The sequence below is a fragment of the Granulicatella sp. zg-84 genome (assembly GCF_010892375.1).
Taxonomy (GTDB): domain Bacteria; phylum Bacillota; class Bacilli; order Lactobacillales; family Aerococcaceae; genus WM01.
This window is the reverse complement of record NZ_WNJX01000010.1, coordinates 1-12564: the sequence shown is the minus strand read 5'-3', so window position 1 is coordinate 12564 and position 12564 is coordinate 1. Positions and strand designations below refer to the sequence as shown.

Annotated in this window: 13 protein-coding genes; all 13 read left to right on the top strand. The window is 32.9% G+C overall.

The window, feature by feature from the left end; genetic code table 11:
* The first annotated feature begins 4 nt into the window (after positions 1–4).
* A complete protein-coding gene (locus GMA06_RS03325) occupies positions 5–415 on the top strand; it encodes a phage holin family protein (RefSeq protein ID WP_163545680.1) in 411 nt (136 codons plus the stop codon).
* A complete protein-coding gene (locus tag GMA06_RS03320; protein ID WP_163561682.1) occupies positions 408–1388 on the top strand; it encodes an N-acetylmuramoyl-L-alanine amidase in 981 nt (326 codons plus the stop codon). The genes GMA06_RS03325 and GMA06_RS03320 overlap by 8 nt, the downstream gene beginning before the upstream one ends.
* Positions 1389–1542: 154 nt before the next feature.
* Positions 1543–1932, top strand: a complete 390-nt coding sequence (locus tag GMA06_RS03315) for a sigma-70 family RNA polymerase sigma factor (protein ID WP_163561681.1) — start codon at positions 1543–1545, stop codon at positions 1930–1932.
* Positions 1925–2092, top strand: coding sequence for an SHOCT domain-containing protein (locus tag GMA06_RS03310; protein ID WP_163561680.1), 168 nt, complete (start codon positions 1925–1927; stop codon positions 2090–2092). The genes GMA06_RS03315 and GMA06_RS03310 overlap by 8 nt, the downstream gene beginning before the upstream one ends.
* A 43-nt stretch (positions 2093–2135) precedes the next feature.
* Positions 2136–3038 (top strand): recombinase family protein, encoded by a 903-nt coding sequence (locus GMA06_RS03305; protein WP_163561679.1) that lies wholly within the window; start codon positions 2136–2138, stop codon positions 3036–3038.
* Positions 3031–4596, top strand: a complete 1566-nt coding sequence (locus GMA06_RS03300) for a recombinase family protein (RefSeq protein ID WP_163561678.1) — start codon at positions 3031–3033, stop codon at positions 4594–4596. Before GMA06_RS03305 ends, GMA06_RS03300 begins: the two co-directional genes overlap by 8 nt.
* 193 nt (positions 4597–4789) lie before the next feature.
* Positions 4790–5611, top strand: a complete 822-nt coding sequence (locus GMA06_RS03295; RefSeq protein WP_163545601.1) for a Cof-type HAD-IIB family hydrolase — start codon at positions 4790–4792, stop codon at positions 5609–5611.
* Between the two features lies 1 nt (position 5612).
* Positions 5613–6497: a phosphotransferase gene (locus GMA06_RS03290; RefSeq protein WP_163561677.1), complete on the top strand. Its 885-nt coding sequence runs from the start codon at positions 5613–5615 to the stop codon at positions 6495–6497.
* Between the two features lie 182 nt (positions 6498–6679).
* A complete protein-coding gene (locus GMA06_RS03285) occupies positions 6680–8206 on the top strand; it encodes a DEAD/DEAH box helicase (protein WP_163545603.1) in 1527 nt (508 codons plus the stop codon).
* 197 nt (positions 8207–8403) lie between these two features.
* The gene (locus tag GMA06_RS03280) at positions 8404–9078 is read left to right on the top strand and encodes a hypothetical protein (RefSeq protein ID WP_163561676.1); all 675 of its coding nucleotides are present in this window, start codon (positions 8404–8406) and stop codon (positions 9076–9078) included.
* 54 nt (positions 9079–9132) lie between these two features.
* Positions 9133–10245 (top strand): DNA polymerase IV, encoded by a 1113-nt coding sequence (dinB, locus tag GMA06_RS03275; protein ID WP_163545605.1) that lies wholly within the window; start codon positions 9133–9135, stop codon positions 10243–10245.
* Between the two features lie 68 nt (positions 10246–10313).
* On the top strand, positions 10314–11306 hold the full coding sequence (trpS, locus tag GMA06_RS03270; RefSeq protein WP_163561675.1) for a tryptophan--tRNA ligase: 993 nt from the start codon (positions 10314–10316) through the stop codon (positions 11304–11306).
* A 44-nt stretch (positions 11307–11350) separates the two neighbouring features.
* Positions 11351–12433 carry a hypothetical protein gene (locus tag GMA06_RS03265; RefSeq protein WP_163561674.1) on the top strand — a complete coding sequence of 361 codons (1083 nt, stop codon included), beginning with the start codon at positions 11351–11353 and terminating at the stop codon, positions 12431–12433.
* Positions 12434–12564 lie beyond the last annotated feature (131 nt).

Genomic DNA, 12564 nt, shown 5'->3' with positions numbered 1-12564 from the left:
CACTATGAAAGAATTATGGTCAACATGCCAAGTGGTGTTTTCAGTTATTGGAGGCACACTTGGTTATTTTTTAGGAGGATTAGACGGCATGTTATACACATTATTGGTATTTGTGGTTACAGATTATGTAACAGGTGTTTTGTGTGCGATTGCGGATAAACGTTTATCCAGTGACGTTGGGTTTAATGGTATCGCACGAAAAATCATTATTTTTGCATTAGTGGGGATTGCCCACTTACTGGATGTGCAGATTTTGGGGCATGTAGGTGTTTTACGCGCAATGGTTATCTTCTTTTATGTATCAAATGAAGGGATATCGATTATTGAAAATGCCGCCCACTTAGGTTTGCCAATTCCAGAAAAATTAAAATCTATTTTACAACAATTAAAAGAAAGAGGGAATGAACATGAGTAATAGTCCATTAGTCAATTATGTCAAATTAAGCCCAAATCATAGTGGGCAACGCAATCATACCATTGATACGATTACCATTCATCACATGGCAGGTAATCTATCGGTTGAAACGTGTGGGAATGTATTTGCGCCAGTGTCAAGACAAGCAAGTTCGAATTATGGGGTCGATTCCAGTGGTAGAGTCGGTATGTATGTTGAGGAACATAATCGTTCGTGGTGCTCGTCAAGTGCAGCCAATGACAACCGAGCGATTACGATTGAAGTGGCCAATGATGAGTATGGTGGTAACTGGCATGTGAGTGATGTGGCTTTAGAAAAAACTATTCAATTATGTGTGGATATTTGTCAGCGTAACGGCATTCCGTCACTCAATTATACAGGTGATACAAGTGGTAATTTGACGAAGCATGAATGGTTTGCGAATACGAACTGTCCAGGACCTTATCTTGGTAGCAAGTTCCCCTATATTGCGACTGAAGTGAATAAGCGATTAAGTGGGCAGTTATCGACACCTGTTCAACAAACCTATACGAATCTTGATGATGTGGCACGACAAGTCATTAACGGACGTTTTGGAAATGGAGAGGAACGCAAACAAAAGTTACGTGCTTCTGGATATGATCCTTTGCAAGTCCAAGAACGAGTGAATGTCTTGTTGGGCAAACCATCAACATCTAAGCCTACATTGAAATCAATCGATGAAGTGGCAACAGAAGTATTGAACGGTAAGTGGGGGAATGGTGCTAGTCGCAAAACGACATTGACTAATGCGGGGTATGACTATAATCAAGTACAAGCAAAAGTGAATGAATTGTTAAGTGGACAACCAACCCCAAAACTAAAATCTATTGATGAAGTAGCTAGAGAAGTCATTAACGGTCAATGGGGCAACGGACAAGAGAGAAAGAATCGTTTAACGCAAGCTGGATACGATTATCATCAAGTCCAACAAAAAGTAAATGAACTATTATAGTAGAAAGCCTATCTAAGTAGTGATGCTTAGGTAGGTCTTTTTTTTATTTTAAAGGTTAATTTTTTATTTATTTTTGTTGCCTGAGATGTAGACAGGATAAATTTTGGTACTTAGAACCTCGCTTTTTGTCCTTTATCTACTGGAGGTAGAGAAAATGACTCACAAAGATGACATTATACGATTAAGAAGAAATGGATTAGGTTATAAAAAGATTGCGAGTTTACTAGCTATATCTGTCAATACGGTTAAATCAGTATGTAGACGTGAAGGGATTGAGAAAGTTAAGGTAAATGATGGTCATAGATGTAAAGGTTGTGGTGAAGCACTTATTCAAAAACAAGGCAAAAAAGTGAAACAGTTTTGTAGTGATACGTGTCGTATGAAGTGGTGGAATAAGAACTTAGATAAAGTGAATCGGAAATCATACACTACGCATACCTGTAAAAAATGTGGTGAATCATTTAAATCTTACGCCAATAAAAAAAGAGTGTATTGTTCACATCAGTGCTACATAAACGATAGATTTGGAGGACATAATGAATAAAAACAATGAATTAACCTTTCAAATCACAATGACCCTTGTTGATAATTTAATTAAAAATAATCTTATTACAGCGGAAGAATATGAGCTTTTTAAAGAAAAAATGATTAAAAAATATGAGCCAAAACTAGGTAAATTATTGATCCTAATACTTGATAAATAAACGTTTCAGAGTGATATATAGTCATAACAAAAAGGAGGATACAATGAAAGTTATTAAGCAATTATCTGCACTACCAAAACGAGAAAAGTTAAAAGTTGCAGCGTATACACGAGTATCTCATCATCATTTACTAAATTCACTCTCCAATCAAGTATCTTATTACAATCAATTGATTCAAAATCATCCTGATTGGGAGTATGTAGGTGTTTACTCTGATGATGTGGTTAGTGGCAAACAAATAAAAAATCGAAAAAATTATTTAAAGTTACTCGATGATTGTCGGCATGGAAAAGTTGATATGATCCTCACAAAATCTATTTCAAGGTTTGGACGAAACACTATCGAACTATTAGAAACTATAAGGGAATTAAAGCAACTAGGTATTAGTGTTCGATTTGAAAAAGAAAGTATTGATACCTTAACGACAGATGGCGAATTACTGATTACATTATTGGCAACTTTAGCAGAAGAAGAGTCAAATCAAATTAGTAGTAATATCAGATGGAAAGTTAGAAAGAAATTTGAACAAGGAATACCCCATAATCCGCAACCTATTCTAGGTTATAGATGGAAAGACGATCACTATGACATATACGAATCCGAGGCAATGTTAGTTAGAAAAATATATGATGATTATATTTCAGGGATAACGCCATCAAAAATAGCCAATCGATTAAATGAAGATGGTTTTACAACACGAAAAGGAAACTCATTCACACGATCCATCATCCATAACATATTAAATCAAGAAGCTTATACAGGTATTCTCATTTTACAAAAGACGTATAGACGGAGAGGTAAAAGCCGATCTATACCAAATGAAGGAGCTTTAAATAAATATATTGTTGAAGCTGCACACGAACCAATTGTTGCCAAATCTATTTTTGAAAAGGTACAAGAATTAAAACAGAAAAACAATCTAAGGAAAGGAAAAAAGAATGACTAAAAAAATTATTACCATTGAAGCAGATAAACGATTAAGCAATCAGTCTAAATTACCGAGTGTTCATAAACGAAAAGTTGCTGGTTATGCGAGGGTATCAACGGACTTAGAAGACCAAGCATCGTCTTACGAAACACAAATGAATTATTATGAATCGTATATCAACAGTCGGTCAGATTGGGAATTTGTGAAGATGTATTCGGATGAAGGGATTAGCGGAACAACTACTAAAAAACGATTAGGATTTCAAGAAATGGTATCTGACGCAATGGATGGTAAAATTGATTTAATCATTACGAAATCAGTTTCACGATTTGCAAGAAATACCGTTGATTCGTTATCGACAGTTCGTCAATTGAAAGACAAGGGTGTAGAAATTTATTTTGAAAAAGAAAATATATGGACATTTGATTCAAAGGGCGAACTACTGATTACCATTATGTCTTCTATTGCCCAAGAAGAAAGTAGAAGTATTTCAGAAAACGTCAAGTGGGCAAAACGTAAAAATGCAGCAGAAGGAAAAGTGACATTTTCTTATTCAACGGTTTTAGGTTTTAAACAAAGTGAAGATGGTGGGTTTGAAGTCGATAAGGATGAAGCTAGAATTGTAGAATACATCTTCAGTTTATTTTTAAAAGGGAAAAATCCCAATCAAATCGCAAGAGAATTAACTGAAAAAAATATAAAGACTCCAGCTGGTAAAGAGAAATGGTCGTATGGCAGCGTGAAAAGTATTTTACAAAATGAAAAATATAAAGGTGATGCACTTCTTCAAAAATACTATAGCGTTGATTTTCTAAATAAGCAGCAGAAGAAAAATGAAGGAGAGTTGCCACAATATTATGTTGAGAATAGTCATGAAGCCATTATTGATAAAGAAATCTTTGATATGGTGCAAGTACAACTAAGACATAACACAAAGTGGGCAACAGAAAAGAATTATTTTTCAAAAATAGAGTGTGGTTGTTGTGGAAATAAGTATTGTCGATATATATGGCATTCTAATAGTAAGTATAAAAGACACATTTATAGATGTAGCCATAAGTATAAAGATAAGAATAAATGTCAAACACCACATGTAACAGATGAAGACATTCAAGAATGGATTGTTGATGCTTTAAATCAGCAAATTGCGAATAAAGAAGAGATTATTGATAATTTAGGTATTTTAGTTCATCAATTGGAGAGTAATATGACATTAAAAGATGAAATCAATACTTTGAACAATAAATTGACTGTTGTACAAGACGAAGTTGAAAATTTAGTTTACACCAATTCAAAATTAGCACAAGACCAAAGTAATTATCAAAAGATATACGATAAATTGGTTAAAACATATGAAAAACTAGAATTGTTACTTGAAGAGAAAAAGGAAGAGTTGGTCAACTATCATATTCGTATTCAAAACTTAAAATCGTGTATTGACATTATTGGAAAACAGGACACCCTAATTAGGGAGTTCAATCCAACACTGTTTAATATACTAATAGAGAAAATCGTTATCGAAACAGACAAGAGAATCACCATTCACTTTACTGATGGAAAAATTTTGTATCGATGAGAAAATGACATGACTCGCGAATAATGATTCACCCTGCCATGGAGGTAGGGTATTTTTTTATTGGAAGAAAACCAATAAAAAATGTTATAATAATATGGAAAAATCAAATCGTTAAAAGTTGCACACCCCTAGAGCCATTTGCACACCCTTTTGGGCGGTTGCACACCCCTAGCATGAAAAAAGGAGAAATTGTATGATAAAACTAATAGCAATAGATATGGACGGCACACTTTTGAATGAAGCAAAAGAAGTGACTAAACCACAAATTGAAATGCTTCATAAAGCCGTTGAAAAAGGTATAAAAATTGTAATTTGTACAGGACGAGCATTGTCTGGAGTAAAGCCGATTTATGAAAAAATAGGATTGAAACAAGATGAGTATGCCATATTAAACAATGGTTGTTCCACACATCATACATCAGATTGGTCATTGGTGAGTTGGCACCAATTAACAAAAAATGATATGTTGTATTTAAATCGTATCAATCATGAAAATAAAGATGTACAATTTACACTATTTGATGAGGAACATTATTTTTGTGTTGATGAAGAGCCTCAAGAACAAGTGAAAAAAGATGCCTCACTTGTCTTTTTAGAACCTCAATTTTTATCTATTGATGAAGCAATTAGTGGCGAATATACGATGTTCCAAGGCATGTTTCTCGCTGCCCCCGAAAGACTAGATATATTCCAAGAAAAATATGAAAAAGAGTTATCAGAACATTTTAGTGTTGTACGAAGTCAATCTTATATTTTTGAAACAATGCCAAAAGGAGCAACAAAAGCCACGGCGTTAGAGAAATTAGCCAATAGTTTAAATATTAAACGAGAAGAGATTATGGCAATTGGAGATGCAAATAATGATTTAGAAATGCTTGCATATGCAGGAGTGAGTGTTGCTATGGGAAATGCTACAGAAAATGTTAAAGCAATTGCTACACATATTACAGATACAAATGAACAAGACGGCGTTGCCAAAGCGATTGAGCTATACGCTTTGGAACAGGAGGTATAAAATGTTTGATAGGCTACCGTTTTATGCTTCTATTCAAGCAATAACACCAATTCAGAAAGGGTATTCGGTAGACAAAAAATTTTATATCAAAGATAAAGACGGGAAAGAATTTCTTTTGCGCCTTGTCTCTACCGATAAAGTATCTAATCAAATGCCTTTGTTAGAAAAAATAAAGGCTATAAAAAATCCCTATATTTCTCATTTAGTTGATTATGGTTCTTTAACAGATACAACTGATTTTTTACTCTTTGAATGGAAACAAGGTGTTATTTTAAGAAATGTCATACATTCACTACCTATAAAACAGCAATATGCATTAGGGATAGAGTGCGGACAATATTTGACAGAAATACACGGTATATCTGTCGATGTTCAATGTCATTTTTTGGACTATTATCAACAAAAAGTAGATAATAAACTAAAAAATGCGAATAGCATTGATATAAAAGTAAACCATTTTGATACGTTTGTTGATCATCTTCAATCGAATATATTTTTGATGAAGCAACGGCCCATCAAAATTGAACATGGTGATTTTCATGTGGGAAATATGATATATGACGGTCAACATATTCATGTCATTGATTGGGACAGAAGTGAGTATGGAGATCCTTATGATGAGTTTAAACCGTTTGCGTTTAATGTGGAAAAAAGTGCTGCTTTTCAAACAGGTATTATTGATGGGTATTTTCATGGTCGAATTCCTGATGATTTTTTTCCGATTTTAAGTGTGTATGCTGCTGAATCTTGTATTGGTAATTTGTATTGGGCATATCATTTTGGGAAAAAAGAAGATATGACAATGATGTATCAACTAGCCGAAACAATTTATGATTATTTCAAAGGATTTACACAAACAACGCCGACCTGGTACGGAAAATATTGATTTTCAGAAAATGTTTGAAAACATATTAGTTGCTTATTAGGTGATTTGTGTTATACTGTTATAGGAACAAAAGAGAGTTTTAAGTTTTTAGATAAAGGCTTGGTCTGTACCGAGCCATTTTTTTACGTGAAGAGCGTTTCAAACAAGAAAAACTCTCTATTTAAAAAAGAGAGAGGTAATATATGAAATTTTCAGAATTAGGATTAAGTGATATCCTTTTAAAATCCATTAAAAATATGGGATTTGAGGAGGCTACTCCTATCCAAGAACAAACGATTCCGTTGGCATTATCTGGTGCTGATGTTATTGGCCAAGCACAAACAGGAACAGGAAAAACAGCATCATTTGGGTTACCAATGCTTGAAAAAATTGACACTTCTCATCGTGTCATTCAAGGATTAGTCATTGCCCCAACACGTGAATTAGCTATTCAAACACAAGAAGAGTTATTCCGTTTAAGTAAAGACAAACGTGTTAGAGTGAATGTTGTATACGGAGGCAGTGATATTGGTCGTCAGATTAAGCAGTTAAAAGATGTGCCGCATATTTTAGTTGGAACACCTGGACGTTTATTAGACCACATTAAACGCAAAACCATTTCATTAAGTCATATCGAAACATTGGTTTTAGACGAAGCAGATGAAATGTTGAACATGGGATTTTTGGAAGATATTGAAAGCATTATTCAATTAACACCAGAAACTAGACAAACACTATTATTTTCTGCAACAATGCCAGAAGCAATTAAACGTATTGGTGTGACTTTCATGAAGTCTCCAGAACATGTACGCATTAAAACAAAAGAAATGACAGCTAATTTAATTGATCAATATTTTGTGAAATGTAAAGAAAATGAAAAATTTGATATTATGACACGTTTATTTGATGTACAATCTCCAGAATTAACCATTATTTTTGGTCGTACAAAACGCCGTGTTGATGAGTTAGCTAGTGGACTAGAGGCTAGAGGATATAAAGCTGAAGGGATTCATGGAGATTTATCTCAACAAAAACGTATGAGTGTTTTACGTGCATTCAAGAGTGGTAAATTAGATATTTTAGTAGCCACAGACGTTGCAGCGCGTGGACTAGATATTTCAGGTGTCACACATGTGTATAATTATGATGTACCACAAGATCCAGAAAGCTATGTACACCGTATTGGAAGAACAGGACGTGCCGGTAAAGAAGGTATGTCTGTAACACTTGTAACACCACATGAAATGGATTATTTAAGAACGATTGAGGACTTAACAAGAAAACGTATGACACCTTTACGTCCACCAACTAGTCAAGAAGCGTTCGAGGGACAACTACGTGTTGCGTTAGACCAAGTTGATCAAATGATTTCTGATGTTGAATTATCTGATTTTGAATCTGCTGTGAATGTATTGTTGAGTAAATATACACCAACAGAATTGGCAACAGTTTTAATGAAAACATTAGCACGCGATAAAGAAGAAATTCCTGTTAATATTACACCTGAAAAACCATTACCAATGCGTAAACGTCAAACAAGACGTGACGGTGGAAACCGCCGTTACAATGATAGAAACCATGAAAAAGGTGGAAATAGACGTTACCGTGATAGACGTGATGATAAAGGTGGCAGTCGATACAATGATCGTAAACAAGATAGAACAGACCGCTACGACAGAAAATCAAAAGACGGCAGACGCGACAAAGGATTTACAATTCGTAAAAAATAAATAAGTCTATAAAAATAAAGTTAAAAAAGCTTTAAATCAACATGCCTAACAAGTTGATTTAAAGCTTTTTTGATTGTCTGTTCAATCGTGTTGATGGCTTACTCCCACCAACACGATTGAACGAAGAGCTAGTGAATATGTTTATATTTACTTTTAATGAAAAAAGGATTAGAATTTAGAAAAAAGGAGGAAATACTATGTTTGAACATTTTGTGAAAATGGAAACATTTATGTACGAAACAATGCCATTTCTCATTTGTATCATGTCTGCTGTACTATTGATATGGATACCATGTTTAATATATATTAGAGAAAAGCGGTGGGCTAAGTATTTAAATCTTGTTACTTTATTGTTTTTAATTGGAACAAGTGTGTATATTTATACAGGTTTCAAAACATACGAAGAGATTTCTAAAAAAGAAAAATATGTTAACGCAGCTGTGCGTGAATACAAATTATTGCTTTTTTCTGGAGAAGCATATAGTTATCCAGAATTAAAACAAGCTTCACAAGAATATATGAAAGATACATTCGAAAATATTGGCTTGTATGATGCGAATACAGTAGAAGAAGTTGTTGAGTATTTAGGAAAAGATGATCTATTTTATTATTTTGATATAGCTGGACAACAACTCTCTGTGACGCATCATTATGGTGCCATAGATGATAATATACAAGAGGCAAAACGTGAGGGGATACAATACACGTTGACGGATAAAAATTTTGAAAATATCGGCTTTATCAATCAATCTAGTATTTTTTTCATCAAATATCACATTCCAAAATCTATGGAAGATAAAATAGTTGAAAAAGAGGTTGAAACAACAGCAAAATATCAAAAAAAGGTCGTTAAAAAATGGATAATACCATAATTAAAAGTTGACAAAAAGTAAACTTTTAATGTATGATGTTAGTGAGGTGACATTATGCAAATTGGTGTTTTATCTTTTAATCATTTTCATCATGATGTATCAAGAAAAATTATTCATATTGATATGGATGCATTTTATGCGTCTGTTGAGATTCGAGAAAATCCTAGTTTAAAAAATAAACCTGTTGTTATTGCTCAGCATCCAAAAGAAACAAATGGTAGAGGGATTGTTTCCACGTGTAATTATATCGCTAGACAATATGGTATTCATTCCGCCATGTCTTCTCAAAAAGCTTATGAATTATGTCCAAACGCTGTTTTTATTAAAGGGAATATGACATTATATGCCTCTGTTTCTCAACAAATTCGAGAGATTTTTAAACGATATACCGACAAAATAGAACCGCTTTCTCTTGATGAGGCGTTTTTAGACGTAACAGAGAATAAAAAAGGGTATAAAAGTGCGATATATATTGCTAAGTGTATTCAAAAAGATATATGGGAAGAATTACATTTGACTTGTTCAGCAGGTGTTTCGTATAACAAATTTTTAGCAAAAATTGCTAGTGACTATCAAAAACCGTCAGGGTTAACAACCATTACACCTGAGGAAGCACAAAGTTTTTTAAATGAGTTACCCATTGAAAAATTTTATGGTGTTGGAAAAAAATCTGTTGAAAAACTGCATGAACAAGGTATTTTTAAAGGAAAAGATATTTTAGAAATAGATGCTACACGTTTATTACAGCAATTTGGGAAATCAGGATTTTCATTATTGCAACGTGCAAATGGTATCGATAATAGTCCCGTTAAATCAAATAGAAAGCGTAAATCATTAGGTAGAGAGAACACTTTTTATCCAGAAATTTCAACAGAAAATGAAGTCCAAATAGCTATTCGCAAACTAGCCAAGTCTGTTAGTAAGCAACTACAAGTAAAAGACTTACGTGGAAACATTGTAACACTTAAAATTCGGTATACAGATTTTGAAACCATTACACGTCAACAAAAATTAGATAAAATGGTAGAAAATGAGGACTTTTTATTTCAAAAAGCAATAGAATTATGGGAAGAATATGGAGATTTGGATAAAAACATTCGATTGATTGGCGTTTCTGTCAGTGGTTTGGAACAAAAGAAAATTGAAAGAATTGTTTTAGATATATAATTGTTTGTATTACACTATATTTTCTCGTATAATAAAAGAATATTCCAAGTTTTAGGAGATTATAAAACATGAAAAAACGTATATTTTCTGGCGTCCAACCAACTGGTATTCCAACCATTGGTAACTATGTTGGCGCAATGAAACATTTTGTGGATTTACAAGATGAGTACGACTGTATCTATTGTGTTGTCGATCAACATGCCATCACTGTTCCACAAAATCCAACCGTATTAAAAGAACAAACTCGATCATTAGCCGCTTTATATATTGCTTTAGGAATCGATCCTAAAAAATCAACATTATTTATTCAATCAGAAGTTCCTGCACATTCACAAGCTGCTTGGATTGCTTTGTGTAATGTCGGTATTGGAGAGTTAGAGCGTATGACGCAATATAAAGATAAATCGGCTAAACAAGAAACGGTTTCTGCTGGCTTATTGTGTTATCCGCCTTTAATGGCTGTCGATATTGCTTTGTATGACACGCATGTTGTACCTGTTGGAGATGATCAAAAGCAACATATTGAGTTGACACGTGACTTTGTAAATCGTTTTAATAGCCGTTATGGTCAAGGTCAAGACTTACTTGTTTTACCAGAACCGCTTATTCAATCATCGGGTGCTCGTGTTATGAGTTTACAAGATCCAACGAAAAAAATGTCTAAATCAGACAGCAATCAAAAATCTTACGTGCTTTTGTTAGATGAACCAAGTGTTATTCGTAAAAAAATAAAAAGTGCCGTAACAGATTCAAGCGGTTTAGTATATTATGATAAAGAAAATAAACCGGGTGTATCTAATTTGTTAACAATCTTTTCTGTTTTTTCTGGACGTTCTATTCAAGATTTGGAGCAAGAATATCGTGAAGCAGGATATGGTAAATTTAAAACAGATTTAGCCGAAACAATTATTTCTGTTTTAGAACCTATTCAAGAACGCTATAATGCTTTACTTCACTCACAAGAATTAGATCGTATTTTAGATGAAGGTGCAAAACGTGCCAATGACATTGCCAATGAAACATTAAAAAGAATGGAAAAAGCTATAGGCTTAGGAAGATAAAAGGTTGATATAAAATGGATATTTTTAAAAGATTAGATCAATTCATGAAAAAAAATGCGCATTTATATACCACGGAAGATGAAGCAATTCAAAGCTTTTTAAATCAAATTGAGAAAGAAGATATTAATCCATATTTTTCAGAAGCATTTGAAAGTGATGAGATGGATACGATAGACGAGATTTATGATTTATTAGAGCAATTAGAGTTTGAACCAAATAGAAGTAAAAAACGAAAAATATGTGACAAAATCTTGGCGTTAGACCCAGATAATATTGATGCACAAATAATGTTGTTATCTCAAGAAAATATCATTGATTTTCTTCAAGGACTAAAAAAACTTGAAGAATCTGAAAAACAAAAGTGGTTAAAAACAAATCAAGCTGGTTGGATATATTTTGAAGAAAGACCTTATTTAAGAATGAAATATATTTTAGGTCAAGAATATTTGAAGCAATTTATGGTTAAAAAAGCAAAAGAGTGTTTTGAAGAATTATATTTTCAACTAGATAAAAATGATCATCAAGGTGCTCGTTATGAATTGATGTATATTTATTGTCTACTTTCAGATTGGGAAAAAGCGAGTAATCTTTTTTATAGTCAATCTTATTTTAAAAACGATGATATGATGATTTTTCCATTATTAGTGATGGCTATTTTAGAAGATAGACAATCAGAAGCACAAGAATTATTGACATTACTAAGTAAAGCTAATAGAGATGTAAAACACATGGTGACTTTTTCAGATGATTTTTCAGAGGCTTTAGCAGATCTTGAATTATTTAATTTTGATACATATATACCGAATAGCATTCAGTCACTAGCGATTTTATATGATAAATATGCGATGCGTGTGTTTAGTATAGATGATTATGTTCTTGAGTGGATAGAAAAACATTTTTCTAAAAGGTCAAGTGTCAAACCTTTAACTCTATTAGAGAAAAAGACAGTAGATGAATCGATTTTTTCTGATTTATCGGCAAATGTGGCTCGGCAATTTATTGAAAAAAAACTTTTCACAAAAAAAGATTTTCAAAAAGTAACAGAAAAAGAATTACTTGAATTAAAAGGTGTTGGAGCAAAAACAATCGAAAAACTGAAAAGTAAAGGAATTGTTTTAAAGAAATAATTTGGCCGAGTTGTAAAATAAAGTGCAAAAGCAAAATAGTGTTATAAAAACAAAAAAAGACAGATAATTAACTTACTAAGATTCACCACAAAATTAGAAAGGTCATTATCATGTCTAAAACAAATTATAAC